This window comes from Edaphobacter modestus, from assembly GCF_004217555.1.
Classification (GTDB): Bacteria; Acidobacteriota; Terriglobia; order Terriglobales; family Acidobacteriaceae; genus Edaphobacter; species Edaphobacter modestus.
The window spans coordinates 3,575,013-3,601,807 of sequence record NZ_SHKW01000001.1; the positions used below are offsets into that span (position 1 = coordinate 3,575,013).

Genomic DNA, 26,795 nt, shown 5'->3' on the forward strand with positions numbered 1-26,795 from the left:
ATCGCGGATGAAAAGCCGGTAAAGAGGCGTGGAAATTGAGTTCGGCCCTACTTCGCGTCGGCCAGCGGTGTGGACCGACGCAGACGACCATCGTGAAGGTGGAACTGTTCGCCGCGCCAGACGACGGTGTCGCCGGCGAAGCTCCACAGCCAGAAACCGAAGGCGAAGAAGTCCCGCAGCGGAAGAAGCCACAGGTCGCGGAGGACTTGCTCGTCGCGGAGCACGCCGACCCCGACCGATAACGCCACTGCAACGCGGGCCAGCAGCGCAAGGCTCAGCAGTGTGAAGCTCCAGAGCGCAAAGCCACTGGCGATGCAGGCGAAGATGGCCCAGGGAAGGCAGAAGGTGATTCCGAGCCCCACGTAGCCGAGCTTGCGGGAGTCGCGCGTGGAGCGTGCCCAGCGTAACTGGTGATCGACGAAGCCCTGAAGGCTGTAGTCGGGAACGGAGGTCTCGACTACTTCGTCCGCCAGCTCAACACGATAACCCGCATTTGCAATGCGAACCCCCATCTCGTAATCGTCCGCGAGATATTCGACGAGCGGCTCCAGCCCCCCGGTCTCCGCCAGCACCGACCTCGTTGTCGCCAGCGTCGATCCCAGGCCAAAGCGGATGCCTCCTTCGAGCTTGCGCGCGGTGAGGACACCGGCAAAGAAATCGGTCGAGATTCCCAGCGCTTCCAGTCGCGACCATAAGCCGACGTTCTTCGTCCGCGTATGCCCGACGTAAGGCGCGGTGACGAGACCAACGCGCGGTCCGGCGTCGCGAGAAGAATCCCTGAAGCAGCTCATGATCTTTGTGAGGTAATGAGGCGACACGAGGATGTCGCTGTCGTTGATGACGACGTGCTCATACCGGGCCTCCTCGAGCATCTGCACCAGGTTGCTGACTTTACCGCTGGTGCCGAGCCGGCGCGTGCACTCAATCAGGCGAATGGCAATCGACGGAAACTCCGCCTTCAGACGCTCTATCTCCGCGACCGCCGGATCGGAGAGGCTGGAGACTCCAAAGAGAATTTCGAACTGCCCGGCGTATTGCTGGCTGCAATGGCTGACAAAGCCGGCATACATCCTGTGATCGATACCCTTGACGGGCTTGAGGATGGAGACATCGGGAGTAAACCCGGACGCGCCCCCCCGTATGCGGCAGGCAAGATGAAAGTCCCGCGTGCCCCAGAGAACCAGCATCATGTAAACGACGCCGGCCAGCGCCAGCAGTGCAGTGAGGCCCTCGATGCAGATTGCCAGCATGCTTTTCAGTCTAACGGGTCCATGCAGCACGAGGAATGGATAGGTTCGGGTATGGCGGAGTTCGCGCGCGCTGGTATTCTTGAGAGCCACGATCGGCAACGGAGATTCCGGAGCGGAATCGAAGCCTACGCGTAGAAGAGTCCGGTAGGGCAGAGACGCTGTTTTGCAAAGGAGAGCGTGATGTCGGCAAGGACTTCGGAAGAGGAAACGGCGCACTCGCAGGCAACGGACTGGCGAGTCGATGGGATTCGCGTGGTGCGCTCCGGCGAAAGCAGCTGCGATACGCCGCCGACGCTTGGCATGAACCGCGAGGTCGCCATCAGCGGGTCACGTACCGGCTCCACGCATCTGTGGGCGGGCACGAATCGAATTGAAGCCGGAGCGGCCACCGGGCCTCATCACCACGGAGCCCTGGAGAGCATCATCTATGTGGTGCGCGGAGAGGCCCTGATGCGCTGGGGCGAGAGGCTCGAGTGGATCACCAAGGCGGGGCCGGGAGATTTTCTGCTGGTTCCACCGTATGTGCCTCACCAGGAGCTAAACGCCTCTGCCACCGAGGAACTTCATTGTGTGCTGGTTCGCAGCGGGCGAGAGGAAGTGGTGATCAACCTCGAGGATGTGGAAGCTGTCGACGAGCCGGAGTGGATTTAGGCGGAGAGGATCGCCGAGGCAGACCGTTCCCTATAGTTGCCCGCTACTCGTAACGCAGCGCGTCGATGGGGTTGAGATTGGCTGCCTTCCACGCGGGATAGATTCCAAATACCAGCCCGATACCGCATGAAGAGAGAAATGCGGCCGTAACCCACAGGAGGGAAACCTGTGACGACAGGATGAAGCGCAGTCCCATGGCGAGGCCGCTGCCGAGGAGAATTCCAATGATCCCGCCCAGGGCGCAGAGGGTGATGGCCTCAAGCGTGAACTGCATAAGGATGATCTTCTTCGTTGCTCCGATGGCTTTTCTGACCCCGATCTCTCGCGTTCGCTCGGTCACGCTGACCAGCATGATGTTCATCACGCCCACTCCGCCGACCATCAGCCCTACTGCCGAGAGGCCAAACATCAACAGAAAGAGCGAGCCCGTGATCTGCGTCCAGAGACGGGTGATGGAGTCGGACCCGAAGATGGCGAAGTTGTCCTCGGCCTCATTGTGCACCTTGCGGCGACGGCGCAGCTGGTCGGTGATGGAATCGATCACAGCAGCCTTATTCTTCTGATCGTCGAACTTCACGCTGACCCAGTAGTCCAGGACCTCCGGGTGCAGCTTGTGAAAGGTGGTGATGGGGAAGTAGGCGAAGTTGTCTTCGGGATTTTTTCCTCCACCGAAGGCCGATTTCTGTTTCTCGAGCGTACCGACGACAGTAAACGTTCCCCCCTCGATCTGGACCTCCTTCCCGATGGGGCTCTCTTCGCCGAAGAGGTCCTCGGCTGTGTCGTGGCCGAGGACGGTGACGTTGGCTGCCCGCTCCTGGTCGCCTTCGTTGAAGTACCGTCCCTCGTGGACGTCCCAGTCGTACACATCTTTCGACGAGGTGGTATCGCCTTCGAGCGAGACGCTTTCGACCTTATGGGTGCCATACTTCGCCGTGACCGAGCCGGCGTTGAACTGGAAGTTCTGGTAGCGGAGCGAGGGCGAGACGGCCACGACGTGTGGAAGTTGCGCCATCGCCTCGGCGTCTTCCATCGTGAGCTGCTTACGGGTCAGCATCTCCGTCGTTGGCCGTACCCCGATGACAGGGAAGCGGAAGACCCAGATGACGTTGGTTCCCATCGCCTCGACCATGCCGGAGACCTGGGAGTTGAGCCCGTTGATGACCGAAGAGATCGCGATGACCGTGACCACACCGATCACGATGCCGAGTATCGTCAGCCCGGAGCGCAGCTTGTTGGCGCGCAGCTGATCGAACGCCATCTTCACTGCTTCTTTCTGGTCTCCAACGTTCATCTCTTCACTCCTGGTCTCGTCACTCCCGGCCTCAACGTTTTGCGTTACATCTCCGATCGCAGCGCGACGATGGGATCGAGGTCGGCCGCCTTTCGCGCGGGGTAGACCCCGAAGAAGATTCCAACGCTGGTCGCAACCAGGAGGCCGGCAAAGATACTCCAGATGGCGATCGAGGAAGGGAAGCCGAGGAGCACGGTAACGACCTGCGCTACGCCCATTCCACCCATCACGCCAATTGCGCCTCCTGCAAGAGCCATAGTGGCGGACTCGATGAGGAACTGGATGAGGATGTCTCCGCGTCTGGCTCCGAGGGCCTTGCGCACGCCGATCTCGCGGGTTCGCTCTGTCACCGAGACCAGCATGATGTTCATGATGACGATTCCGCCCACCACCAGCGAGATTCCCGCGATCGCCACGGCAACGGCCTCGAATCCCTGACTGATGCTCTTCCACAGCCCCACGAACGTATCGCTCGTCTCGAGGGTGAAGCTGTCGTCGACACCTGGCCGGTCATGCCGATGCGAGCGCATCAGTTGCCGGGCCTCGTCGGTCGCTGCCTCGAGCGCACCCTCGCTGCCACCGGCCTTGGCATAGATGGTCAGGCTCTTCGCGGTTCCATAGGTCTTCTGAAAGGTGGACAGGGGCACCGCAACCCAGTTGTCCTGGCTTTGACCGAGAGTCTTCCCCTGCTTTTCTCCGAGACCGATGATCGTGTAGGGGACGCCATCGACGCGAATCTCCTTACCGATGGGATCCTCTTCCTTCAGCAGGTTCTCGTGGATATCCGCCCCGACAATTGCCACGTGCGAGGCGTGCTCATCGTCGGTGGGAGTGAATCCCCGCCCCTGCACGATGTTCATGTTCTGCATCTCGGGCATGGCGTAGGTCTGGCCGCGAATGATGGTGTCGGTCGAGGATTGGGTTCCGAAGACGATCTTGCCCGTTGCGGTCTGCTGGGCCCCGATCTGCTCGCAGTGCCTGCAGTTCTCGGCGATGAACTGATAATCCTCCAGCAGGATGTTCTTCCGCTTCTGGAACGCGCGGTACTGCTCATAGCTGGTGATGATCTGGGGCTGCTTGCTGATGGTGAACGTATCGGCCCCGTACTTGTTGACCTTGCTGGCCACGTAGACGTTCGCGCCGTTGACGAGGGTCACGACCGCGATCACGCTGGCCACGCCAATAACGACGCCGAGCAGCGTAAGGATCGATCGCAGCTTGTTCGCCCAGAGGGACTGCAGGGCAATCTTTACAGCTTCCTTAAATTCCATAGCCCAGATCCGGAGGGTCCAGTCTACCCCGCCGTCCAACGGTCTACGCAGAAAGTGTGACGAACGTTCCCGGGAGCCCGGACCTCTTTCGCTGAATCTTTTAGGCCGCGCCTGGCATCGAGAATAGACTAGTCGGTTTGACGACTCTCCAGCCGGAAAGGAAGAACATGCAGGCTCAGAACACGCGCGATCATCTCCTTGAGGTAGGTCTGAGGCTCATCCATTCGCGAGGCTACGCCTCCACTGGAATGAAGGAGATCCTGGATGAGGCCCAGGTCCCCAAGGGGTCCTTCTATCATTACTTTCCGAGCAAGGAAGCTTATGCCAACGAAGTGCTGAAGCTCTATGCACAGGGGGAGGGGGAACGCGGCGAACGAATGCTTCGTGATCGGAAGATCGCTCCCCTGAAGCGCCTGCACCGGTATTTCGAGGAACTGATACGGGTCTATGGACCCACCGCCGAGGTAACAGGCTGCATGCTCGGCAACCTGACCCTGGAGCTAGCCGATCACAGCGACTCCACGCAGGCGTTACTGCAGGAATCTTTCTCGACCTGGCAGGCGATCCTCGCCGAGGTTCTGCGCGAGGCCATGGAGCGTGGCGATCTCCCCCGATCTACGAAACCGGAGGAACTTGCCGGCTTTCTGCTGAACAGCTATGAAGGGGCCCTGCTGCGGTCGAAGGCGGACCGCTCCGTCAAGCCGCTGGAGACGTTCCTGCACTACAGCTTCGACGTACTGCTGCAACAGGGGAGATAAGGGAGGCACCTCCTTTTCTGAGTCTCTTTTTCCGAGCCTCTTTCTGAATCTTTAGACCGACTGGTCTACTCTACTCTCCTGAAGCCGTCTGACGGCTCACAAATTTCAACTCCAGGAGACCTGTCATGTCCACCTCATCGAACAAAGGAACCGCACTCATTACCGGAGCATCCACTGGGATCGGCTCTGTCTACGCCGACCGCCTCGCGCGGCGCGGTTACGACCTGATTCTCGTCGCCCGCGACGGCCAGCGCCTCGATGCCCTGGCGAAACGGATCGCGTCAGACACCAGCCGCAAGGTAGAGACGCTTCCCGCTGACCTTACCCTGAAAGGCGACCTCACGCGAGTGGAGCAGCGCCTCCGCTCCGATGCGGGCATTACGGCACTGGTGAACAATGCCGGCTTCGGGGCCACCGCCAAGCTCATCGATTCGAACGTCGATGAGATGGAGAACATGATCCAGCTAAACGTGACGGCTCTTACCCGTCTTACCGCGGCTGTGCTTCCCGGTCTTCTCGAGAAGAAGACTGGCGTCATCATCAATATCTCCTCCATCGCCGCGCTGAGTCCGGAGGTGCTGAATGGCGTCTACAGCGGCACCAAGGCCTTCGTCGTCAATCTCACGCAGTCGTTGCACAACGAGGTGAAGGATAAGGGCATACGGGTGCAGGCGGTTCTTCCGGGAGCCACCAGCACTGCTTTCTGGGATCGCGCCAGCCTTCCCGTGGCGAATCTTCCTAAGCACATCGTGATGACCGCCGAAGAGATGGTGGATGCCTCGCTGGCCGGACTCGACCGGGACGAGTTGATCACTGTTCCCTCACTGCCGGAGCTGGGCGACTGGGAGAAGTTCGAGGCGGCCCGCAAGGCTCTGGGGCCCAACCTCTCTCACCAGCATGCCGCATCGCGTTATGGCGTGAACGCCTGACGGACGAGGTTTTGAAGACTTACACCGTCGCAGGCTGCCTTAACCGACTGGAAGCGGTCGAGGCCGCCTCGGTGGCCTCGAGAAAAGCCCTTTGCCGCGATTTTCGAGGGAGGAGACGCGATACACTTAAGGGGCAGGCGGCCGGATGATCGCTGCCGCGCAAGCCGCGAGGCTAAGCACGGGAGAGGAAAGTCCGAACTCCGCAGGGCAGTGTGCCGGATAACGTCCGGGACGGATGGTTCAAGCCATCTGGACGGCCAGTGCAACAGAGAACATACCGCCTCGCGCAAGCGGGGTAAGGGTGAAAAGGTGCGGTAAGAGCGCACCGCGCGGTCAGTAATGAACGCGGCATGGTAAACCCCACACGGAGCAAGACCAAATAGGCAGGGACTTCGCCGCTTCTCTCCAGGCGGCGATGGCGTATCGGCCCGGTGCGCCCAGGCGGAGAGACCGGCAGAGAACGAAAGTTCAAAACCGGAGCCGAAACCTGCGGGTAGGTTGCTAAAGCGCCGCAGTAATGCGTCGCGTAGAGGAATGATCATCTAAAACAGAATTCGGCTTACGGGCCGTCTGCAAGACTCAAAAACCATGGCCCTGAAGATCGCACAAACGGTTTCAGGGCCATCAACATTTCTCTTGAACTTTGGCCGGGGCATCTTGAAACTGAACCGGCATCGCCATTGCATCTCTGGGGAACTCCTTTTGCCACGACACCATGTTGTACCTGTCACACTGATCGCCTTTCTGCTCACAGCCTGTAACGGGAACAACACCATCCCGGTCCCAGCTGCGCCTGTCTTTACCAGCACGCCAAGCACCCAAGCGGCCGAGGGGTCGCCTTACAGCTATCAGCTCGGAGCCAGCGACACTGCCGTTGCGTTTTCCGTAACGAACGCACCAACCGGCGCGACACTCAGCGGAAATACCCTTTCGTGGACACCCACGGCACAACAATCCCGCACTCCAAACAGCTTTACGGTAACTGCGAACGTGTCAGGCGGGGCATCGGCGACACAGTCCTGGACAGTGACGCCATCCGGTACCATCCGGATCAGCCGCGTCGATACGTTGTGGAATAAAACCGGCTCAACAAATGCTTCCTTCGACTGGAGTCCTCTGAACGCCTACGTTGAGGCGCTCGTGCCGCAATCGGATGGCTCCTTCAAGTCATTCCCCGGAACCGCCGGCGCGAATGGAACCTTCGAGATTCCCAATGTCCCTCCCGGATACTACTGGCTGAAGCTGGGACCGCGCGACACCTACTGGACAAGCAGCAGCAGCTTCGACATGGGCAGCGACATCTTTGTCTCAACCGCCAATCCCACCACTCCGACCCCCTCGACGACGGACATCAACTTCAGCTTCACCTCGTTGGACCCAACTGCTACGCCCGGACTTTTAGAATTCGATCCTCTCGAACGTCCTTTCCGACCTTTCGGAGTCCGACGAATTCAGGTTCCACCACATTCTCCGGAGCATTTGGGATTGGCAGCAACCTTGATCTTTCCGCGATAAAGAATGCATTCGTGAGGCAGTACGAACCGACTGCGTTTGGATCCATGGATGGATACGTGATGGGACCTTCGCTTACGCTGTCGGATCTGTCCCTGACGACCGGCGGCCCCAATACCATCAGCGGAGCACTGAATCCCACAGTTCCAGCTTCGATTAACCTCAGCGTCAAAGGTTCCGCGTGGGCTCCCCTGTTCGATCACATTGCGCCAACTGCGCCAACCGCTCTGGGAGGCAGCTTCTACCTCTCCGTACAGCCCTATATCTCGGCCGACGGTCCAAACGTATTAAGCTCAAAACCGATTGATCTCCTCTGGACCAGCGGAAACTGCAGCAGTGGAAACTTCACCAGCGGAGACTTCTCGGCCATCCTCACACCCTCCCGCCCCACGAATCAGCCTTTGACGGCCGACGTGGAGGCCGGGGCCGTGCAATACAGCGATCCATTCTCTTCCGCCTGGAGACGCACCTTCCGCGTCTGCCAGACCGCTTCGATATCTATTCCTATGCCCGGAGGAAGTACCCAGAACTTCAATCTGCTCAACACCCAGACGACCTCGCTGCCAACCGCCACGGTCAAACCGCTGCTTTCGGCAGTCCAGAACCCGAAGATCAACGGCGCCGACCTCTTCACTGCCGGCACAATCAACGGCACAGCTGTGACGCTCAGTTGGGACCCGCCCGCGATTGGCACACCGTTCGGCTATGCGGTCGCCATCATGAGCCCGACGACATCGCCGGTTGGCACATCGCTGGTTGGCACATTACCGGTTGGCACATTACCGGTTGGCACGCCGCAGGGCACGATAATCGGCACGGTCGGCACATTTCCGGTCGGCACATCGCCGGGCGGCACATTACCGGTTGGCACACCGCCGGGCGGCACGATAATCGGCGGCATCGGCACAGTCGGATTTTTTTCCACCACTCTGTTGAGCACCGCAAAGACCTCGATAACCGTGCCACCTAACCTGCTGTCGTCCGGAAAGACCTACTTGTTTGTCATTACCTCGGCGGTTGACGGAAGGGCAAATATGGAAACAAGCCCGCGCCGCTCTTCGCTTCCCACTGCAAATGCTCAATTGATCTCAGCCCCGATAACCATTCAATAAAACTAGAGGAGAATACAAATAGAGAGTGCATTGGCCCGATGCGCCCCTGGAGAGGCCTCGAAAGAGGAAGCTGGACTTGCGGGTAGGTTGCTAAAGCGCCGCAGTAATGCGTCGCGTAGAGGAATGATCATCTAAAACAGAATTCGGCTTACGGGCCGTCTGCAGAAACCAGTGGCCCCGAAGATCGCCAAAACGATCCCGGGGCCATCCGCTTTAACCTGCCAACTTCTTCTGTAAACAGGCCTTCCGGAGAAAGCTGTCGCCAAAGGCTCCGTGCTCCCGATACACTCCTAGTGTTTTTGATACGTCTCAATTTTGGGAAGGCACACCGCTCATGTCTCCATCGCACCGCCTCGGCACCCGCTTCCTTCGCCCGTCTTTTCTACCAGCAACCATGCTCGGCCTCTTCTTCCTGACACCAGCGGCGGTACTTGTGGCCCAGTCCGTCCCTCCGGCACTGGAGTCTCCTCCGGCGAGAGCACCCCAGACCGGTCCCCATGGTGAAAAGCTGCCTGGGATGCCGAAGTTTCATGACCCCGCACCGTATGACATCGACGAGCACACGGGTTATAAGCAGATCTTCGACGGCAAAACCTTCACCGGATGGGATGCCGACCCGAGTATCTGGCGTGTTGAAGACGGCGTGATGATTGGGGAGACCCTTGAAGGAAAGCCGAAGGGCAACAACTACATCGTCTATCGCGGTGACAAGACCCGCGACTTCGATCTGAAGCTGAAGATGAAGATTGAAAAGGGAGGTGGCGGCGGCATTCAGTACCGCAGTGTGACCGGCACACCGTGGACCCGTGCGCAGCCCGAGGGTCTGCCTCCTTACGACCTGAAGTTCATGATGACGGGGCCGCAGGCGGACTTCTGGTTCCCGGTACGGGCGCAGGCAGCCGGACACACCGGCCAGTGGTACTCCGAGAACACCATGCAGGGCATCCTCGCGTATCGGGGCCAGGTAACGCAGGCGCTGCCGGGTGAGACCAACCGCCTTGTCGCAACGATCGGCGATAAGCAGGCGCTCGGCGGCTATGTGAAGGTGAACGAGTGGAACGACTACGAGATCATCGCGCGTGGCGGTGTGATGATGCACATCATGAACGGTCAATTGATGGCGATCTTCATCGATGACAACAAGGACTCGGTCAATAACCAGCCGGGACTGATCGGCTTCGAGATCGAAAGCCAACCCTGCAAGATCTCCGTACGCGACATCTGGCTGCGGAAGTTGGACTAGGCGAATCTTCGGTCGGGTTCGAACGATGTATCGGTGTTTTCCTGCGCGCGCCAGCGATCTCCTGGCGCGCTTTTCCTTGGGTTTGGATGGCGCTTTCGTCCCGCCTGAAGTTCGGCGGTTTACTTTGTTTCGGTCGGCAGAGCAAAGACAACGAACTTGTTGTGGACCTCGGCCGGCGCTGCGCCCTTGGGAGCGCCCTTTGGATTGGCCGTGCCACTCGCGGCCGGCATGGCGATGTATTCGCGTCCATTGACCGAGTAGACAGCAGGAATCCCGACCGCCTTTTCCGGCAGATCGCCCTCCCAGATCGTCTTGCCCGTATCGGGATCAAGCGCCATCAGCTTCTTCAGGCGAGGCTCGGGCACGAAGAGCAGATTGCCAGCGGTTACGGCGATCCCGTACTTCGTCAGGTCTCCCGTCCCGGTCTTGATGCCCTTAATCGGGTAGTTGGGATCGCTGTCTACCGGCACCTGCCAGAGCTGCTTGCCCGTATTCATGTCGTAGGCCGTCAGCGTCGTCCACGGTGGACGCATGACGCCGTTGCCCGTGGATTTGGAGTACCAGTAGCCGTAGTCGGTGCGCCAGCGCGGCTCGCCTTCCGCCAACCCCTTCATCACCTTGCGTGGCGGAGCGTCGCTGGGAATGAAGCCGTTGTTTACGTAGGTCAGCAGGTCGGTCATCGACTGGCCGACAATATTCGGGAAGCCAGGCATGGGAGGCTTGCCCACGTGAATCAAGTCCGTCAACTCTTCAATGCTCATATGGCTGCTTACGCCGACAAGCGACGGATAGGTGGGAGGATGACCGGCACGGTCGGCACCGTGGCACATCGCACAGTTCTGCTGGTAGAGCGAACGGCCACGCTCCATCGGTGTGTTGCCTGCGCCGAACTGAGGCATGGACTTGGTCAATTGAATGACCGCCGGGATATCGAAGCCAAGCACATAGACGCGTCCCCGTATGGGATCGGCAGCGGTGAGGCCGAAGTTTGCGCCGCCGTTACTACCTGGAGCCTGCAGGGTCGCCCTGGTAGAAGGTGGCGTGAAGATGCCCTCCCAGCGCAGGGAGGCTAATTTTTTCTGAAGCTCCGAACGCTCGGGCTCTGGGATGGCAGGGTCGATGTCGTCGACCGTGAAGGTCTGCCGCACAAACGGCTTGAGCACCGTGGGGAACGGCTGTGTGGGAGAGAGTTTTTCGCCTTCCATATGCTCGCCCTGCGGCACAGGACGCTCTTCGATGGGAAAGAGCGGCTTTCCGGTTACGCGATCGAAGGCGAAGAGGAATCCTGTCTTGCCGGCGATGGCAACGGAATCCACCATCCTGCCGTTGCTTCTTGCGGTGAACAGGACGGGAGATGAGGCCAGGTCGTAGTCCCACACATCGTGGTGGACATCCTGAAAATGCCACAACAGCTTGCCGGTACGGATGTCGATCGCGAGCAGGCAGTCTGCATAGAGGTTGTTGCCCGGACGATCCACTCCCCAGAAGTCATAGGTCCCTGAACCCGTGACGGCGTAGAGGATTCCGCGATTTTCGTCGACCGAGGTTCCGGTCCAGGCGTTGGCTCCGCCGTTGAAGGCGCGGGGATTCGGCCCCCAGGTCTTGATCTCGGGCTCGTCCTGCGTGGGGATGGTATGGAACTGCCACAGCAGCTTGCCGGTGTTCAGGTCGAAGCCGCGAATGTCGCCGACCGCCGAGCCGTACTCCTCGCCTGGGCTTGAGCCGAGGAGGAGAGTGTCGTGCCAGACCTTCGGCGGCGAGGAGTTCTGTACATTGACGATCACCTCGGGATCGCGCTCGAGGCCGAGCTTCAGGTCCACATCGTAGTCCGGATCCAGCTTTCCGGTCGCCGCATCGATCTGGCGAATGTGGTTGCCCTTGAAGAACACGACGCGATGCTTGCTGTGGTCCGTGCTCTCCCAGTAAGTGAGGCCACGCAGACGCGGACCCACCATCTTTGGCTCCGTGATCCAGATCTCTTTGCCCGTCGCGGCATCGACCGCGGAGATCGCTCCCCCATTCTTGCCGAAGACGTACATGACTCCCTTAACCACCAGAGGGTTTCCTACCGACACGGCGGAGCCGAGGTCATAGGTCCAGGCAACCTGCAGTTTGTCGACATTGGATTGATTGACCTGCGTAAGGGTGGAGTAGTGGTTCGCTCCCAGCGTGCCTTCGTAGCTCCCCCAGTCGACATCTGCCGATGCGCCGTTGGCACCTTTCGGCGGGGCTGCCTGCACGGCGAACACGGACGCTGCCACGGCTGCGGCACCCAGCGCGGCGGCACAAAGCCGCTTACGCGACACAAAGGTAGAAAGGTGGAAACGATTCATCCGGAAGGCCTCGTAGCGATTGACGAATTGCGGAAACTCTCGCGTCCGGAAGAATACATGATGCAATGTGTTTTGCACTATACGCAATTTGATTTCTCAAAAGCGGAGGAGGAGTGGAGGCAAAGCCGTCCGATTTACCTGCAGGCTGGGTTGTCGGCCCCGGCAAAGGTGGCAAAGACGATACTTGCAAAGGGCACGTCGAGCGTGCCCCATTGCCGCTACAAAGAGAGAAGGTCGCGGCCACAGAGGTCGAGGGTGCGTTGACGGAGTCATAAAGCAGCTCTCGATTTGTGCTACCGTTTTTCGAGACCTGATGATGACATTTCCCCTCCGCCGAGCCCTTCCCGCCGTCTTTTTATTCGTCGCTTCCGCCGCCTTCGCCGCCATTCCGCTGCAGGTCAAAACCGACAAGGGCGTCGTTGAAGGTGAAGCCACAACAGACGGAAAGGTGATGGCGTTCAAGGGAATTCCCTATGCCGCGCCCCCTGTCGGCAATCTTCGTTGGGCTCCTCCTGCTCCGGCCGAGCCGTGGAGCGGAGTTCGTTCCGCGCACGACTTCGGCTATCACTGCGTGCAGTCGGCCATTTACAGCGACATGGCTTTTCACGATCCCGGCCCGTCGGAGGACTGCCTGACTCTCAACGTCTGGACACCGGCTGGCGCACAGCCCGGCAAGCTGCCGGTCATGGTCTGGATCTACGGCGGTGGCCTGAGTGGTGGAGGTACGTCCGAGCGTCGTCAGGATGGCGAGTTTCTGGCTCATCGCGATGTGGTCGTCGTCTCGATGAACTACCGCCTAGGGATCTTCGGCTTCTTCGTGCATCCCGAGCTTTCGGCCGAGTCGCCGCACCATGCCTCGGGAAATTATGGGCTTATGGATCAGAACGCCGCGATCCGCTGGGTGAAGGACAACATCAGCGCCTTCGGTGGCGACCCGTCCAACATTACGATCTTTGGGGAATCAGCCGGATCGTTTTCGGTTAACTTCCACATGGCGTCCCCTGTCTCCCGCGACCTGTTCCAGAAGGCCATCGGCGAGAGCGGCGGAGCCATAGCCACCTCTCGCGGGGCTGAGGCCACGCTGCCGCAGCGCGAGAAGACCGACGCTGCCTTCGCGCTGGCCACCTACGGCACCAGCAAGCTTTCGGAGCTTCGCCGCATTCCTACGGAGGACATCATCCGTCCCGTCCTTGCGTCTCGGCCCGGACCCCGCTTCGGTCCCGTAGTCGATGGATACTTTCTTCCCAAATCAGTGGCCGAAATCTACGCCGCGGGGGAGGAGGCGCACATTCCTCTGCTCGCAGGCTGGAACGCGGATGAGGGTCGCGGAGGCATTGCGGGCAGCCTCAATCAGTTCACCGCCGCAGGCTTCGCGGCCCAGGCCGAGACGGAGTTTCCCGGCCGATCCGCTGAGTTTCTCCGGCTTTATCCCAATACCACGGAAGCAAGCGCGCTCTGCTCCGCCGCCGACTACACTGGAGACAAGTTCATTGCATACTCCACATGGCGCTGGCTCGAGGCACAGGTGGCCACCGGCGGCAAGCCGGTCTACCGCTATCTCCTTGCGCTCGGCAATCCCGGGGATCGCTTTCACACGCCGGCGGCAGGAGCGTTCCACTCCGACGACATCGAGTATGTCTTCGGCACCCTCGACTTCCGTCCCGAGGCTGTGTGGCGTCCCGAAGACCGTAAGCTCTCGAGCGAGATGCAGACCTACTGGACAAACTTCGCGCGCACCGGCAACCCCAACGGTCCCGGTGTCCCGAACTGGCCTGCTTACGGTCCTGCTGAGTGGCAAACGATGCACTTGGACAAGACGTCGGCCGCGCGGCCTGATGCGAAACGGGAACGGTATCTCTTCTTGGATGGCATCTGGGGCAAGGCTTCGAACGAAGCGGCAACTCGTTGACGCAAGCGGGTATCACCGCCTGATCGCCTCCAGAATTGCTCCTCTGTACGTCGTCAGTAGAGATGTCCTCGTGTGTGCTGTCTCTGCTGGATCCTCCCATACGAGAAGTGGAAAGCTACATTGAACTGTGCCCGGCGTTGCCGGCGAATCGGCAACTCATTGGTTGTTGCGGCCAACCACAATGCGGCAATCGGCTTCCTATGGTTCACTCCATGCACGAGGGAGAAGAACGAACAACCGAGGAAACGACAATGAGTCTTGAGAGCGTTCTGGTCGAGGAACTAAAAGATTTGTATAGCGCCGAGAGCCAGCTGGTGAAGGCGCTTCCGAAGATGGCCAAGGGAGCCTCAAATCCCGAGTTGAAGAATCTGTTTACGGAGCACCTGGAAGAGACCAAGGGTCAGGTGGATCGGCTGAAGCAGATCTTCGAACAGCTGGGTAAGCGGCCAGCCGGCAAGTTATGCAAGGGCATGGAAGGCCTTGTTGAGGAAGGGAAAGAGCAACTGGAGAGCGATGAGGAGGGCGCCACCAAAGATGTGTGTATCGCAGGCGCTGCGCTTCGCGTCGAGCACTACGAGATTGCGGGCTATACGGCTGCGATTGCCATTGCGAGGACGCTGGGCCAGGATGAGATTGTGGAGTTGCTGACCGAGACGCTGAACGAAGAGGAAGAGGCGGGCAGAAAGGTGCTGGAGCAGTCGCAACCGCTGATAGAAGAAGCTTCGTCCGAAGGTGAAGAAGAAGAGGAAGCGCCGGCGCGGAGAGCAAAAGCCAACGGAAAGCACCCCACCAAACGGGCGTCCCGCTGAAGGCAAAGCGAGACTTCGAGAAGGCTCGGCGTGACGCCGGGCCTTTTCTTTTCTGCACCTTCACATGAATACAGCAGCTAATCAGGGAGGCAAAACTCCAGTGTTTACGGGGATTTCGCTGGTCCAGGCAACTTTTCTCCAGCGCAACTGCAAACCACCGAGACCCATCTGATGTAGGCAGAGAGGTGATTTATGGCTTTCGAGACTAAAGCAGTCCGCACGGTTATCGAAGTGCTCCACGATGGCGAAAAAGGCTTCCAGTCGCTGGGGAGAGAGTTAAAGGATCCGAGGGCGAAGTCCTACTTCACAGAAGAGGCCGCGACCCGAGGCAGATTCGCATCCGACCTTGAATCGGCACTGAGCTCCGCCGGCGGCAAGGCCGTTGCAGAAGGCGGCACGACGTCAGGAGCGATACACCGCGCCTGGGGCGAGCTGAAGGCAAAGATGGGCGGCAGCGACCACACACTGCTTGAGACCGCGGAGCAGGGCGAGGATGCGGCGAAGAAGGCATACGAAGAGGTGTTGAAGATGAGAGATGTTCCGCCACCGATCCAGAGCCTTCTCAGAGAGCAGCAGACTCACATTCTGGCCTCTCACGACAAGGTGAAGGCCATGCGGGATTCGACAGCGGTATAGATGCTTCTGCAACAAATAGTGGTGGCCCGGCATGGAATTGCCGGGCCTTATTTTTTTCGCGCGGGAGATCTATTCTGCAATTCCGAGCTTCTCCGAAAGCCGCTGGAGGAATACGGTCTGCCCCTGAAATATGCGTTCGAATGCGTCCTGGATCGGGAACCAGGCTCCGCGATCCGCTTCCGGTATCTCTATCTTTCGTCCGGAACGGGGCGGCCACTCGATTTCGCAGAGATTGCTCATGAGTAAAGCAGGATCACAGTCGCCCTCAACGGCCCATGCGAACACGCTTTTTCCGCCTGCCTGCTTCGTTGTACCAAGCTCGAGGAAGTCGCTCCGCTTCAGTTGATTTACATCGAAGCCTGTCTCTTCGTTGAACTCTCGTATGGCAGCGGCAAGCGGTTGCTCTTCATCGCTGAACTCACCCTTGGGCATGGTCCAGGCGGCAAGATCCTTCCTGGCCCAGAAGGGGCCGCCCGGATGTACCAGAAAGACCTCCACCGAAGTGCCTCGACGTCGATACATCAGAAGACCTGCGCTTTTCTTTGCCATAAACTCTGCCGTAATTATGAAGGCCACTATTGCTCAGCTTTGGCTTGCACAACATCTGGGGCGTGCACAAGGCTCTGGCCTGCTCAATCTGAGTCCACATACTTAATAAGTAGAACCTCGTTGCCGAGCTCGCTGTAGATCAGCTCGTCGACGGTTCCGGCAGCGAGAAGAAGACCGAACCCCCCGGGCCGCATTCCTTGTTCTTCACGCCTGACGATGTGAGCGACCGGATCCTGCGATGAATTGGTCATCGCTACGGAACCGACGGACTCGGGTCGAAATCCCGATCCCGGATCGCGAACGTGAAACACGAATGTTCGTGCTGTCCGCACGGCTGTAACTTCTACGACCTGTTCGGGGTTGAATGCAGCGCCATGTTCCATCGCGTTCAGCAGGATCTCGTAGAGCGCCTGCAACATCTCCTGACGCGTGTTCTGGGGTAGCTGGACACTAAGTTCCTTTGCAAAGGTCAGAAGGCGTTCCGCAGTCAGCATGTTGCAGTTTGCACGAACCGATACCCAGCCTGGCCGGGCTGTCACAACTTCGATGTTATCCCTCCACTGACTGTCGGAGGCGGCTCTGAGGGCGAGGTCTGCGATCGCCGGCGGATCGAATGGCGCGGCGAAGCATGCGAAGGCTCCAGCCCGCAGAGCGGCAATCACTTCGTCGGGAGTGCTGTGAGGCGCAAGCAGGATGCACTTCACGGCGGGCCTCACGAGACGCATCTCTTCAAGCAGAGCGAGGTCTTCTTCGATGAGCGTCGCGGGACTGGTGATGACTACGCCGAACGAGCGCAGGCGCAACCGCTGCAGCGCGCCGATTGGACCGGCAGCGAAATCGATGGGTGTGCCGGCGGCAGAAAGAATATCGCCGATCTCATGGATTACGTCGTTATCCGTTCCTATAACAAGGACCCTGCTCATGCTCTTCTCCCAGGAATGGAATGGCACTTCTTCGCGTCGGGGCCCAGATATGGAAATGATATCGAAAACCTTCGTCCGACAATGCTGCACGACTCGCATGGGATATTGTTGAAAGAAAGACTCCGTTTTGAGGTTCCTGTTGCATGTCGCGTTCTTTGGTTGCGCTCTCCCTCGCACTTCTTTCGTTTCCCGTGGTAGCGCAGAAGAAGAGCGCACAGGACATGGTGGTTCATCTGAACCAGATTCAGGTAATCGGAACGCATAACAGCTATAACATGGGCTTCGCTCCCAGCGAGGCGAAGTACTTTGAAGCCCACTATCCAAAGGCATATCACGGCGTGGAGTATCACCACCAGACGCTGACGAAGCAGCTCGATGCAGGTGTGCGTCAATTGGAGCTCGACATCGTGCAGGACCCGAAGGGCGGACGATTTGCGCACCCCAGGATCGTCGAACTGACCAGGCAGGAGGGTCTGCCAGCCGATCCTGACTTCGACCCCAACCACGACATGATGAAGCCGGGCTTCAAAACACTGCACCTGGGCGATCTTAACGAACGCAGCAGCTGCCCTTTGTTCGTCGAATGTCTACGGACGATTCGGACGTGGTCGAAGGCGCATAAGGGACATGTGCCCATCTTCATCCTGGTGGAAGACAAGCAGGGAAAGGTAAGCCAGCTGCCCGACGCCGTAACGGCCGAGCCCTGGACCGGAGTGACATGGGACGCGATGGATGCGGAGATTCGTTCGGTGTTCAAAGAGAGCGAGATCATCACTCCGGATCAGGTTCGCGGAAGCTATTCGACGCTTGAGGAGGCGGTGCTGGCAGGAAAGTGGCCAACATTAAAGGAGGCGAGGGGGAAGGTGATCTTCCTTCTCTATAACCGGAAGTCGGCGCCGGCGTATCTTGCGGGACACGCAATGATGAAGGATCGCGTGTTGTTCGTGAACGGGCGTCCAGGCGAGCCGGAGGCGGGGTTTGTCGAACAGGACAACGGCAAGCCCGCGGAGATCGATGAGCTGGTGAAGAAGGGATACCTGGTACGTTCGCGAGGGGACTTCAACACGGATCAGGGGCGAACGAACGATACGACTCGACGCGAGGAACTGCTGGGCAGCGGCGCGCAGATGATCAGTACGGATTTTCCAGTGAGCGAGCCTGCGCCGTGGACGGGGTATATTGTGGAGCTGCCGAGGGGCCTGGCGGCGCGGTGTAATCCAGTGAACGCCCCGAGTGGGTGTGTAGATGGATTGATTGAAGGGAAAGGGCAGCGTTGATTCCTGCCATCTCCTGGAGATGAAACGACACGCAGCTTCGAAGTGATCCGCGAATGTTAGCTGCGCCGGAGGGCAGGCTCAGGCCAGGGGACGGTTGAGCTCGGTGCGCCAATCTTCGGGCTGCGCGCTGGTGTCGGGGTTTACGAGGTATCGCTCCCAGAGGTCTTCGCGGGTGTTATAGCGGTGCTCTTCAATCCAGTTCATGAACTGGCCCCATGCGGCCGCCAGGCCAGTGTAGTTGCCGCTGTAGATGGTGCGGGCGACGGTGGCGGCGGCGAGTTGGCCAGCCTCGACGCGCCCTGTCGGCTTGATTTCGGCATCGACGGGAAAGCAGATCCGGAAGTCGAAGGTCTCATTGGGGCGGCGGAAGTGGTAGGTGAACCAGGGTCCGGTGGGAACGACGGCCTGCGCTTTGAGCACAGCACTCAACTCTTCAAGACCGGCATTCATGGCAGCCATGATCTCTGCGCGTGGCACAGTGGTGTGGATGAAGGCGATGGTCTGTGCGGGGGATTCTACGATCTCGGGCTCTGTGATCATTCCACACTCCTCTCTCTTTCAGACCGAGTTTTCGTCCCTTTCCGGGAGGCCGAAGAGGCCAATCCAAGGCAGGAAGAGCGCCATATGCTGTTTCAAGCATAAGCTGGCCAATAGACAGCATCATTATTCACCGGCCTGTTATTTAGTAAGGCCGGTAATATCCCCCGTATGCGAGCGGCGGATATCCATAGCCAGAAGAAACCTGAGGAGGAGGATACGGGTACGGGTACGCCGCAGGTGGAGGAGGATACGGGTACGCTGCAGGCGGAGGAGGATACGGGTACGCTGCAGCTGGAGCTGGATATCCATAAAACTGAGGAGTTGGATTCATCACCACAACCACCGTCGAGTTCGGCTGGGTGTATGTTTGCAGCATCGGGGGGGCCTGCTGCTGGGCGAGTTGCGCGTACGATCGTTCGATCGGGGCCGGTGCTTGCTGCGCGGATTGCGCGTACGCTCGTTCGATCGGGGCCGGTGCTTGCTGCGCTGGCGCGGGATCCGCGTAGTTATAGCGGGAGATCAGTTCCGGTTGATGCTGCACCTCGGTCTTGGTCGGAATCCCGAAGTCGTCCATGATTTTTATGGTTAAGCGAGTCTCCGCTTTCAAGACCGGACGCGGTCCACGCCGCGGCAAGTTGATCAGGTCGATCGGCCACAGCACCGGGATCAACCACTCCACGGTATCGCGAACCGCATGTCCTGTCCCAAGGATTCTCCCGTTCGCGTCCACCGCATTCTTTCCGGAGGTCGCGACCACCCGCGTCGAAATCGGGATCACCGTATCGTTTCCCACCACCAAACGATCAAACTTCAGCTCCATCCAGCCCTTTCCAACGAAGTGTCCGGGGTCTTTGAATTCTTCAAAGCGGCCGACCATGTAGCTCTCATATGGAAAGACTGACCGGCCGTACAACTCAACGTGGCTTACCCGGCAGAGCACCGGGTCTCCGATCTTCATCGTCTTCGACGACAGATTGGGCTCGGACACTATGCACTGGATTACCGAACCAGCTGGAATCATCTGCTCTGCACCAGAGGCAAGCGAAGCAGACAACAAGATGAAAAACGTGGCAAGAAAGCGCTTCATGTAAATCTCCTCTACACACACGTGAACTAAGGAGTGTGCCCTACACCTTCGGTTTTGCCGGAGAGGAAGAATCTGATTTGAGACGGATCTGAGAGGCCCTTGGATAACTGCCGGCGATTCTAGCTTAAAAAATCAAGCAACGTTATTTTTTTCTGCAGCTTTTCCATAAAAATTTATGGTGACGTGGGGAACAGCGAGAATTTACTTCATGAGCCTGTGAGGCCCTTGCAATTACGGGATGCCCTTTGCAACCTCTCGAGGTGGATTCGGGACGGTTGGGGCCAAGGACTAACGACGGAGAAGATGTGGGAGAGATCACTGTTACGAGGATCAAACCAGGACAAATAACGGACGATTCGTCGCCCATATGCTGCAAATAGCCATAATCTGGCCATTTGGCCAGATTATGGATTATGTCGTCGTCGTCGTCGTGAGCGAGGCACTCAGATGCGCATGGGCATCAGGATGTAGCGATACTTCACGTCCTCGTTGCCGTCCTCGGGGCGCATCTGGCCGGCTGACTGGGCGTCCTTGAACTCGAGCCTTACCTCGCCTGTGTTGCCGATCGCCTTCAGGAAATCGAGCAGGTACTGACTGTTGAATCCAACTACGAGCGGATCATAGTTATACGGCGTCTCGATGGAGTCTTCTGACTCGCCCGCATCGGTCGACGAAGACGATAGCTTCAGTTCGTTCTGCTCCAGGCGAATCTTGATCGCGCCCGAGCGCTCGTCGGCGAACTGGGCGACGCGCTGGATCGCGCTCATCAGGTCTTCGGAGCGCACGATGACGAACTTGTTGTTGTCGCGCGGAAGCACGGCCTCGTAGTTAGGAAACTGCCCGGTAAGCTTGCGGCTGGTCAGAACACGACCGCCGACGCGGAAGAAGAGCGTCTGATCGTCATCGGCGAACTCGATGGCGTCGGAGTCGGTATTGGAGAGGAGCCCAGAGAGTTCGCCCAATGCCTTTCGAGGGATCAGCGTCTTCTTTTCGCCCTGGATCCCCTCAAGCTGTTCGCCCATTTTTTCGATGTGGGCGAGACGGTGGCCATCGGTGGCCACCATCGCCATGGACTCGGCCTTCAGCACAAGCAGTGCACCGTTCAAGGTGTAGCGCGACTCTTCGTTCGAGATGGCGAATATGGTCTTCGAGACCATATTCTTGAGCGCCGCTACCGGAAGCTTCACTGCGCCAGCGGATGGGAACTCGGGAACCTGCGGGAAGTTCGCGCGCGCCATACCGACCATCTTTGTGTTCGAGCGTCCTGCGCGAATCTGCACCCAGTGGTTGTCCATCAGCTTGATGGAGATCTCCCCTTCGGGGAGCAGCTTGATGTAGTCATACAACTTGCGTGCAGGAATGGTGCATGCGCCAGGCTTTTTGACCCGCGCCGAGCAGCTGGTCTTCAGACTCTGATCCAGGTCGGTCGCCGTAATCGTAAGCCGGTCACCACCCTCATCCTGGGTAGCTTCGAAGAGGAAGTTCGAGAGAATCGGGATAGTCGTCTTGCGCTCGACCACGGACTGCGCAGCGGTCAGTTCGCGAAGCAGCTCTGCACGAGAGACGGTGATCTCGAGGTTGCCTGTGGGGGCGGCGTTTGTGGTCATCTCGGAAACCTGGGTGGCAGTGGTCACAGTGTTTTCTCCCCGTCGCTGGCGTTCGCCCGCAGTCGACTCATAGTTTGGCTGCTGGCCAAACTGTACACCGAATCGGTCCGGCCATGCCATGCCATACAGGTTGTGGCGATGCGACAGCTTGATTCTAGGTTGCAAAGAGCCTTTCGCGCGACAGGATTTGTTGTGGGAAACTGCCCCGGTGTGTGGGCAATGGAGCAGGCCCGGCGAAGCTATGTGCGAACCGGCAAACCATGTCGCGCGAGGGACGGCTTTTAAGAAAGAAGAGTTTTTAAAGAGAAATGCTCGTAGTCGTAATCGTTCGCGCATGAAAAGTGGATAACTGGTTTATAGCATTTTTTATCAATCGTTTACGTTCATGCGCAGTTTTAGAAAACTGGACAAGGAAAGTCGCAAGACCGGGAATACAGGGTGGAAACTCAAGCTCGTGTCCTCGCTTATCCCCGTTCTTCACAACCACTCTCCCGCATTCGAAAAGAAGACCCTGTGTTCATGGTGGGAATTTCCAAAAAAATCAATAAAATCAGATGGTTGCAGAGACCCAATTTTTCACAGCCAGGCGCCAGCCCGGAGGATAATCAGTCCTAATCAGTATTTTGCTTCTGCGGGTAGCAGAAGAAGGCGACGCGAGCCCGGAGGGTGAGACACAATGAAAATCGCCATCTTTGGTGCCAGCGGAGCCACCGGTCATCTACTGACCGAGCGCTCGCTGTCTGCCGGGTACACCGTCACCGCCCTGGTTCGCAGCCCCGGCTCTTTCTTGCTGCGCAACAAGGTTCGCGTCGTAGAAGGCAGCGCATTCGATCTTTCTGCTGTCTCCCGCACCGTGGAGGGAGCTGATGTCGTTCTCTCGGCTCTTGGGGCTCATTCCCCAATACGCAATGAAAATGTGCTTCCTCGAGCCGTTCCTCTGATCGTTCAGGCGATGCAGCAGGCTGGTATCCGGCGGATCGTCGCTCTCGGTTCCGCAGGAGCGCTGCCTGACTCGCTTGCAAAGCAGCCTGCCTGGCGTCGCTGGTTCGTTCAGAAGATCGTCTATACCCTGTTTCTGAAGTGGCCCGTGCATGAGCAGATGGTCCAGTACCGCTCGCTCTCGCTCAGTAGCCTGGACTGGACGATGGTGATGCCTGCCCTGCTGACCAATGGCCCTGCCAGAGGTGTTTATCGCGTCGACGGAGAGGCCTTGCCTGCGAATGGCAGTCAGATCGCCCGAGCCGACGTAGCCAACTTTATGATGCTGCAGGTTACAAGTCCGCAGTGGGTTCGCCGAGGCGTCTACATCTGTAATTGACCCTGGCAAGGATAGAATCCATTGGACAGCAACTCTTTCTCTCATATCGCGATCCAGTGTCCTCACGCAGCCAAGGAGTCGTATGAAGCAACGAACCACTTTCATCCTTGCTTTGTTGGCAACTGCAGCTCTTGCTCAGCGTCCGTCAGCTCCTACTATGCCGCCCCAACCTCCGCTTGTCGGCTCCCTTGCAGGACACCCGGCGTGGCCCGCGGCGAAGCCCGCAGACGTCCAATCCGTCGATGCCATCGTCCGAGCGCTGTATGACGTTATCTCGGGCCCGAAAGGGCAACAGCGGGATTGGGACCGTATGCGGTCGCTCTTCCTGCCGGATGGTCGCCTGATCCCTTCGCGCACTGACCGCGACACACATCGTAATGACGCAATCGTCCTCACGATCGACGGCTACATCGAGCGCTCCAGCCCCCGTATGGCGTCTGAGGGCTTCTTTGAGCGTGGGATTCACAACGAGGTAGAAGAGTTCGGCAACATCGCGCACGTCTGGAGCACCTACGAGTCACGCCACATGGCCGAAGATTCCAAACCCTTCGCTCGCGGTATCAACAGCATTCAGCTACTCAAGAGCGCCGACCGCTATTACATCGTAGAGGTCCTGTGGGACAGCGAGACTCCCGCCTCGCCGATCCCGACAAGATATCTGCCAAAGTAACAGGCTCTCATTCCGGACGAGCCGACACGACGAAAGCTGTTGTTACCGGTTCTCTATGGCCTGGTTGCAAGCACCAGCGGCGATGGCCCGGGTGCCTCAAGGAGTAGCGGATCGATAAAGCCTGCCTCCTTCAACCACGTGCTGATCTCTTCAAACGAGAACGTGTCCCCGTCCTCCGTATTCACCAGCATGTTGGCCGCGAAGATCAACGACCCAACCGGAGCTGTCCTGTCCTCATTCACCAGGAACTCCGCAATCGCGATGGTTCCCCCGCTTGCGAGTGCGTCGAAGGTCTTCCGCAGCAGCTCCTTGCTTCGGGTCTCTCCCTCACTGTGCAGAATATGTCCGAGAGTCGCCACATCGTGCCCGCTTCCAAACTCCGCTGTAAGTAGGTCCCCTGCCACGAACGAGAAGCGATTCGTTAGTCCGAAGCGATCGACCGTCGCCTGTGTCGCCGGCAGCACGCCGCTCCAGTCCACTGCCGTCACCATGACATTCTCCGCGCTCTGGGCCAGGGCAATGCCCCACACGCCCGATCCCGCCGCTAGGTCCAGAACCCTTACCTGTGAGGCGCGCTTATTCAACGCGAGGTGCTTCGCCAGCGTCGACGCAGCGGGATAGCTCATGGGAAAGATGTCGGTAACGAAGTTTTGGAAGAAGGCGCTTCCATCACCTTCCTGGTTTACGGCCACTCCGGGCCGGCCTGTGCCGACGATCTCGTTCAACTGAAGCCACTTTGGAATCAACTGCCCGCTCGAATGCTTCAGAACTCCGCCCTGAAATCCCGGCTTCGTGCTCACAAGAAACGTCTCGCTTTCCGGAGTCAGTTTGTATTGTTCCCCGTCTTTCGCCAGAAAGTTCAATCCCACCAGAACGTTCATAATCGCGCGCAGGCCGCGTTCCGAAGCTCCTGTTGCTGCTGCAGTCTCTTTGAGCGTCTTGGGACCTTCATCCAGTACATCGAAGACGTGGTGCCGTATCGCCGCTTCCAGGACCATCGGCGGGACGTATCCCCAGGCAAGCTGCATAATGCGTTCAGGCGTAACGCCAGCGGTCGTGCTCATGTCGTTCCTCTTCTCTTGTAATTGGATTGGCCCGGCGTCGAAATTGTAGACCACCGCAAACCGCTTTGAATCGAAAGAAGAAAAAAGATTACCTGCGTCAGGGACGGTTCCCCATTCGTCGCGTGCCGCTGAAATAGGAACAAGAGAAGAACAAAGAAAGAGGCTGCACCTGGCAGCCTCTTTCTTCAGGTTTCGAGCCGCCGTTAGCTCAGCGTCTCCATCATCTTGTTGATGGTGCGGTTGAGGTCCTTGTCCGCGCGGCGCTGCTCATCGATCTTCGCGATGGAGTGCATCACGGTGGTGTGATGTTTTCCGCCGAATTGTCGACCGATCTCCGGCAGCGAGGCCTCCGTGAGCTGCTTGGCGAGGTACATCGCAATCTGACGCGGCACGACGATCTGGCGCGAGTTGTTCTTCTGCTTCAGTTCGGCCACGCGCATGCCGAAGTTCTCGGCGACCGTGCGCTGGATCGTCTCGATGGTGATCTTGCGTACCTGCGTGTCGATAAACTGCTTCAGGCACTGCTGCGCCACTGCCAGCGTGATCTCCACGCCATGCATCGAGCACCACGCGATCAGACGCACCAGTGCGCCTTCGAGCTCACGCACGTTGGTCCGCACGTTCGAGGCGATAAACAGCGCCACGTCGGTCGGCAGCGCCGTCTGCTCGCTCTCTGCCTTCTTCTGCAGAATCGCAACCTTGGTCTCGAGGTCTGGTGGCTGGATGTCCGCAATCAAGCCCCACTCAAAGCGTGAGCGAAGACGATCTTCAAAGTCCGCCAGCTCCTTCGGTGGGCGATCGCTGGCGATGACAATCTGCTTCATCGACTCGTGCAGCGCGTTGAAGGTGTGAAAGAACTCCTCCTGCGTCCGCTCCTTGCCGGCGAGAAACTGGATATCGTCAATCAGCAGCACATCCACAGTGCGGAACTTATCCCGGAAGCTGGTCATCTTCTGGTAGCGCACGCAATCGATCATCTCGTTGGTAAACTTCTCACCACTGACGTAGCAGATCGAAGCATGACCCTGGCGGCGCTTCACATCGTGACCGATCGCCTGCATCAGGTGTGTCTTGCCCATGCCGACGCCGCCATAGAGGAACAGCGGATTGTAGGCCTTCGACGGTCGTTCGGCTACGGCTTGCGCGGCAGCCGTGGCAAACTGATTTCCGCTGCCTACAACGAAGGCATCGAAGAGGTACTTCGGATTGAGCTGCGACGCTGTATTCCAATCAAAACGTGACTGCTCGGGCATCGGCCCCGCCTGCGCGACGCCGTTTGTAAGTGCACCCTGCCTGCTTTGCTTCGGAGCATTCTGGCTGTGGCTTGGCACGGGCGCGAACCCGCCATCCTCGCGCACCTTTGGCGCACGCGGGTCCTGCTCCGGTGTGGTGAACACCACCGTTTCAACGTCCAGCCCCAGGTTATCGATCGCCTCCTGGATGAGGTCCGCATAGCGGTCACCGATATGCTGGAAGTCGGCAGAGGGTATTCGCACAAAGAGCTTCTTGCCTTCAAGGTGGGAAAATCGGGTCGGCTTCAGCCATGTTTCGTATGACTGACGATTGATCTTCTTCTCGAGCGCGGCAAGGATGCGGACCCAATAATTCAGCACGGCCGTAGCCGTAGGGACGAATGACATTCTCTAATTCCTTCTTCTGTTCCCCGTTGTCAAAAACCAGCCGCCCACACGATTCCGATGACTGTCCTCAAAAAGTAAAAGCCAGCAAACAGACGTCCCTCTCGCCAGAGCAGGCAAGTTCGTGACAGGTCTGTCTCGCCAGAATTCTCTTCCGTGCGCAACCACAACGTGCGTCGTGAAAGAGGAGTAGTGCAATAAAAGGCAGAGTGCGGAGCTGCTGGATCAGCAAAAAACTTCTTGCGAATCGGGTTCGATAGTAGCACGGAAAACGAGACGCTTTTCAAGCGCCTGGGGCGAAAAAAATGGAGTTGCACCATTCGCGGTGAAGACACGAAAAACCTTCGGTGTATTGCGAAAAAAACTTCCCACTCTCGGGGGATTGTCCCCACCCGACGGCCCATGTTTGTGGTACGTCG

The 26,795-nt window shown here is 58.6% G+C and carries 23 protein-coding genes and 1 other RNA gene; 13 read left to right on the forward strand and 11 right to left on the reverse strand.

Annotation, left to right across the window (positions count from 1 at the left end):
- Positions 1-47: 47 nt before the first annotated feature.
- Complete coding sequence (gene hpnI / locus BDD14_RS15230) at positions 48-1,340, reverse strand: bacteriohopanetetrol glucosamine biosynthesis glycosyltransferase HpnI (RefSeq protein WP_341273330.1); 1,293 nt, start codon at positions 1,338-1,340, stop codon at positions 48-50.
- Between the two features lie 90 nt (positions 1,341-1,430).
- On the opposite strand from hpnI, the gene BDD14_RS15235 reads away from it, so the two are divergent.
- Positions 1,431-1,901, forward strand: coding sequence for a cupin domain-containing protein (locus BDD14_RS15235; protein ID WP_130419551.1), 471 nt, complete (start codon positions 1,431-1,433; stop codon positions 1,899-1,901).
- 43 nt (positions 1,902-1,944) lie between these two features.
- Here BDD14_RS15235 and BDD14_RS15240 read toward each other — a convergent pair whose 3' ends face one another.
- Complete coding sequence (locus BDD14_RS15240; RefSeq protein ID WP_130419552.1) at positions 1,945-3,192, reverse strand: ABC transporter permease; 1,248 nt, start codon at positions 3,190-3,192, stop codon at positions 1,945-1,947.
- A 44-nt stretch (positions 3,193-3,236) separates the two neighbouring features.
- On the reverse strand, positions 3,237-4,463 hold the full coding sequence (locus BDD14_RS15245) for an ABC transporter permease (RefSeq protein ID WP_130419553.1): 1,227 nt from the start codon (positions 4,461-4,463) through the stop codon (positions 3,237-3,239).
- Positions 4,464-4,630: 167 nt separating this feature from the next.
- Here BDD14_RS15245 and BDD14_RS15250 point away from each other — a divergent pair, with 167 nt between their 5' ends.
- From BDD14_RS15250 to BDD14_RS15275, 6 genes are all read left to right on the forward strand, one after another.
- Positions 4,631-5,221 (forward strand): TetR/AcrR family transcriptional regulator, encoded by a 591-nt coding sequence (locus BDD14_RS15250; protein WP_130419554.1) that lies wholly within the window; start codon positions 4,631-4,633, stop codon positions 5,219-5,221.
- A gap of 125 nt (positions 5,222-5,346) precedes the next feature.
- Positions 5,347-6,150, forward strand: a complete 804-nt coding sequence (locus BDD14_RS15255) for an SDR family NAD(P)-dependent oxidoreductase (protein WP_130419555.1) — start codon at positions 5,347-5,349, stop codon at positions 6,148-6,150.
- A 133-nt stretch (positions 6,151-6,283) separates the two neighbouring features.
- Positions 6,284-6,728, forward strand: an RNA gene (gene rnpB / locus BDD14_RS15260) — RNase P RNA component class A.
- A 124-nt stretch (positions 6,729-6,852) separates the two neighbouring features.
- Positions 6,853-7,665: a hypothetical protein gene (locus BDD14_RS15265; protein ID WP_130419556.1), complete on the forward strand. Its 813-nt coding sequence runs from the start codon at positions 6,853-6,855 to the stop codon at positions 7,663-7,665.
- Between the two features lie 11 nt (positions 7,666-7,676).
- Positions 7,677-8,774 (forward strand): hypothetical protein, encoded by a 1,098-nt coding sequence (locus BDD14_RS15270; RefSeq protein WP_130419557.1) that lies wholly within the window; start codon positions 7,677-7,679, stop codon positions 8,772-8,774.
- Positions 8,775-9,108: 334 nt separating this feature from the next.
- On the forward strand, positions 9,109-10,017 hold the full coding sequence (locus BDD14_RS15275; RefSeq protein ID WP_242617967.1) for a 3-keto-disaccharide hydrolase: 909 nt from the start codon (positions 9,109-9,111) through the stop codon (positions 10,015-10,017).
- Positions 10,018-10,136: 119 nt separating this feature from the next.
- Here the strand turns inward: BDD14_RS15275 and BDD14_RS15280 are convergent, their stop codons facing one another.
- Complete coding sequence (locus BDD14_RS15280) at positions 10,137-12,350, reverse strand: outer membrane protein assembly factor BamB family protein (RefSeq protein ID WP_130419558.1); 2,214 nt, start codon at positions 12,348-12,350, stop codon at positions 10,137-10,139.
- A gap of 313 nt (positions 12,351-12,663) precedes the next feature.
- On the opposite strand from BDD14_RS15280, the gene BDD14_RS15285 reads away from it, so the two are divergent.
- From BDD14_RS15285 to BDD14_RS15295, 3 genes are all read left to right on the forward strand, one after another.
- The gene (locus BDD14_RS15285; protein WP_130419559.1) at positions 12,664-14,259 is read left to right on the forward strand and encodes a carboxylesterase/lipase family protein; all 1,596 of its coding nucleotides are present in this window, start codon (positions 12,664-12,666) and stop codon (positions 14,257-14,259) included.
- A gap of 251 nt (positions 14,260-14,510) precedes the next feature.
- Positions 14,511-15,068: a ferritin-like domain-containing protein gene (locus BDD14_RS15290; RefSeq protein WP_130419560.1), complete on the forward strand. Its 558-nt coding sequence runs from the start codon at positions 14,511-14,513 to the stop codon at positions 15,066-15,068.
- 192 nt (positions 15,069-15,260) lie between these two features.
- Positions 15,261-15,704: a PA2169 family four-helix-bundle protein gene (locus BDD14_RS15295; RefSeq protein ID WP_130419561.1), complete on the forward strand. Its 444-nt coding sequence runs from the start codon at positions 15,261-15,263 to the stop codon at positions 15,702-15,704.
- A 69-nt stretch (positions 15,705-15,773) separates the two neighbouring features.
- Here BDD14_RS15295 and BDD14_RS15300 read toward each other — a convergent pair whose 3' ends face one another.
- Both BDD14_RS15300 and BDD14_RS15305 read right to left on the reverse strand, forming a co-directional pair.
- Entirely contained in the window at positions 15,774-16,253 is a 480-nt protein-coding gene (locus tag BDD14_RS15300) for an NUDIX hydrolase (RefSeq protein ID WP_130419562.1), read from the reverse strand.
- A gap of 83 nt (positions 16,254-16,336) precedes the next feature.
- Complete coding sequence (locus BDD14_RS15305) at positions 16,337-17,176, reverse strand: ATP-binding response regulator (RefSeq protein ID WP_130419563.1); 840 nt, start codon at positions 17,174-17,176, stop codon at positions 16,337-16,339.
- 143 nt (positions 17,177-17,319) lie between these two features.
- Between BDD14_RS15305 and BDD14_RS15310 the strand changes: the two genes are divergently transcribed.
- Positions 17,320-18,453 carry a phosphatidylinositol-specific phospholipase C1-like protein gene (locus BDD14_RS15310; RefSeq protein ID WP_130419564.1) on the forward strand — a complete coding sequence of 378 codons (1,134 nt, stop codon included), beginning with the start codon at positions 17,320-17,322 and terminating at the stop codon, positions 18,451-18,453.
- 78 nt (positions 18,454-18,531) lie between these two features.
- On the opposite strand, the gene BDD14_RS15315 is transcribed toward BDD14_RS15310, so the two are convergent.
- The 3 genes from BDD14_RS15315 to dnaN all read right to left on the reverse strand — a co-directional run bounded on the left by BDD14_RS15315 (position 18,532) and on the right by dnaN (position 21,687).
- Positions 18,532-18,993 carry a GyrI-like domain-containing protein gene (locus BDD14_RS15315; protein ID WP_130419565.1) on the reverse strand — a complete coding sequence of 154 codons (462 nt, stop codon included), beginning with the start codon at positions 18,991-18,993 and terminating at the stop codon, positions 18,532-18,534.
- 142 nt (positions 18,994-19,135) lie between these two features.
- Positions 19,136-20,080 (reverse strand): hypothetical protein, encoded by a 945-nt coding sequence (locus BDD14_RS32415; protein ID WP_207231751.1) that lies wholly within the window; start codon positions 20,078-20,080, stop codon positions 19,136-19,138.
- A 443-nt stretch (positions 20,081-20,523) separates the two neighbouring features.
- A complete protein-coding gene (gene dnaN, locus BDD14_RS15325; protein WP_130423180.1) occupies positions 20,524-21,687 on the reverse strand; it encodes a DNA polymerase III subunit beta in 1,164 nt (387 codons plus the stop codon).
- A 676-nt stretch (positions 21,688-22,363) separates the two neighbouring features.
- Between dnaN and BDD14_RS15330 the strand changes: the two genes are divergently transcribed.
- Together BDD14_RS15330 and BDD14_RS15335 are read left to right on the forward strand one after the other, a co-directional pair.
- On the forward strand, positions 22,364-23,005 hold the full coding sequence (locus BDD14_RS15330) for an NAD(P)-dependent oxidoreductase (RefSeq protein ID WP_130419566.1): 642 nt from the start codon (positions 22,364-22,366) through the stop codon (positions 23,003-23,005).
- Between the two features lie 82 nt (positions 23,006-23,087).
- The gene (locus BDD14_RS15335) at positions 23,088-23,675 is read left to right on the forward strand and encodes a hypothetical protein (RefSeq protein ID WP_207231752.1); all 588 of its coding nucleotides are present in this window, start codon (positions 23,088-23,090) and stop codon (positions 23,673-23,675) included.
- A gap of 53 nt (positions 23,676-23,728) precedes the next feature.
- Here the strand turns inward: BDD14_RS15335 and BDD14_RS15340 are convergent, their stop codons facing one another.
- Positions 23,729-24,739 carry a methyltransferase family protein gene (locus BDD14_RS15340; RefSeq protein ID WP_242617968.1) on the reverse strand — a complete coding sequence of 337 codons (1,011 nt, stop codon included), beginning with the start codon at positions 24,737-24,739 and terminating at the stop codon, positions 23,729-23,731.
- Positions 24,740-24,942: 203 nt separating this feature from the next.
- Complete coding sequence (gene dnaA, locus BDD14_RS15345) at positions 24,943-26,379, reverse strand: chromosomal replication initiator protein DnaA (protein WP_130419567.1); 1,437 nt, start codon at positions 26,377-26,379, stop codon at positions 24,943-24,945.
- Positions 26,380-26,795 lie beyond the last annotated feature (416 nt).

Excerpts from the sequence above, each read along its gene's own strand:
- BDD14_RS32415 (WP_207231751.1), bottom strand. The coding sequence starts at position 20,080 with ATGAAGCGCTTTCTTGCCACGTTTTTCATCTTGTTGTCTGCTTCGCTT.
- BDD14_RS15335 (WP_207231752.1), top strand. The coding sequence starts at position 23,088 with ATGAAGCAACGAACCACTTTCATCCTTGCTTTGTTGGCAACTGCAGCT.
- BDD14_RS15245 (WP_130419553.1), bottom strand. The coding sequence starts at position 4,463 with ATGGAATTTAAGGAAGCTGTAAAGATTGCCCTGCAGTCCCTCTGGGCG.
- BDD14_RS15275 (WP_242617967.1), top strand. The coding sequence starts at position 9,109 with ATGTCTCCATCGCACCGCCTCGGCACCCGCTTCCTTCGCCCGTCTTTT.
- BDD14_RS15340 (WP_242617968.1), bottom strand. The coding sequence starts at position 24,739 with ATGAGCACGACCGCTGGCGTTACGCCTGAACGCATTATGCAGCTTGCC.
- BDD14_RS15235 (WP_130419551.1), top strand. The coding sequence starts at position 1,431 with ATGTCGGCAAGGACTTCGGAAGAGGAAACGGCGCACTCGCAGGCAACG.
- BDD14_RS15285 (WP_130419559.1), top strand. The coding sequence starts at position 12,664 with ATGATGACATTTCCCCTCCGCCGAGCCCTTCCCGCCGTCTTTTTATTC.
- BDD14_RS15280 (WP_130419558.1), bottom strand. The coding sequence starts at position 12,350 with ATGAATCGTTTCCACCTTTCTACCTTTGTGTCGCGTAAGCGGCTTTGT.
- BDD14_RS15255 (WP_130419555.1), top strand. The coding sequence starts at position 5,347 with ATGTCCACCTCATCGAACAAAGGAACCGCACTCATTACCGGAGCATCC.
- BDD14_RS15300 (WP_130419562.1), bottom strand. The coding sequence starts at position 16,253 with ATGGCAAAGAAAAGCGCAGGTCTTCTGATGTATCGACGTCGAGGCACT.
- BDD14_RS15295 (WP_130419561.1), top strand. The coding sequence starts at position 15,261 with ATGGCTTTCGAGACTAAAGCAGTCCGCACGGTTATCGAAGTGCTCCAC.
- BDD14_RS15290 (WP_130419560.1), top strand. The coding sequence starts at position 14,511 with ATGAGTCTTGAGAGCGTTCTGGTCGAGGAACTAAAAGATTTGTATAGC.
- dnaA (WP_130419567.1), bottom strand. The coding sequence starts at position 26,379 with ATGTCATTCGTCCCTACGGCTACGGCCGTGCTGAATTATTGGGTCCGC.
- dnaN (WP_130423180.1), bottom strand. The coding sequence starts at position 21,687 with ATGACCACAAACGCCGCCCCCACAGGCAACCTCGAGATCACCGTCTCT.
- BDD14_RS15330 (WP_130419566.1), top strand. The coding sequence starts at position 22,364 with ATGAAAATCGCCATCTTTGGTGCCAGCGGAGCCACCGGTCATCTACTG.
- BDD14_RS15250 (WP_130419554.1), top strand. The coding sequence starts at position 4,631 with ATGCAGGCTCAGAACACGCGCGATCATCTCCTTGAGGTAGGTCTGAGG.
- BDD14_RS15310 (WP_130419564.1), top strand. The coding sequence starts at position 17,320 with ATGTCGCGTTCTTTGGTTGCGCTCTCCCTCGCACTTCTTTCGTTTCCC.
- BDD14_RS15305 (WP_130419563.1), bottom strand. The coding sequence starts at position 17,176 with ATGAGCAGGGTCCTTGTTATAGGAACGGATAACGACGTAATCCATGAG.
- BDD14_RS15240 (WP_130419552.1), bottom strand. The coding sequence starts at position 3,192 with ATGAACGTTGGAGACCAGAAAGAAGCAGTGAAGATGGCGTTCGATCAG.
- BDD14_RS15315 (WP_130419565.1), bottom strand. The coding sequence starts at position 18,993 with ATGATCACAGAGCCCGAGATCGTAGAATCCCCCGCACAGACCATCGCC.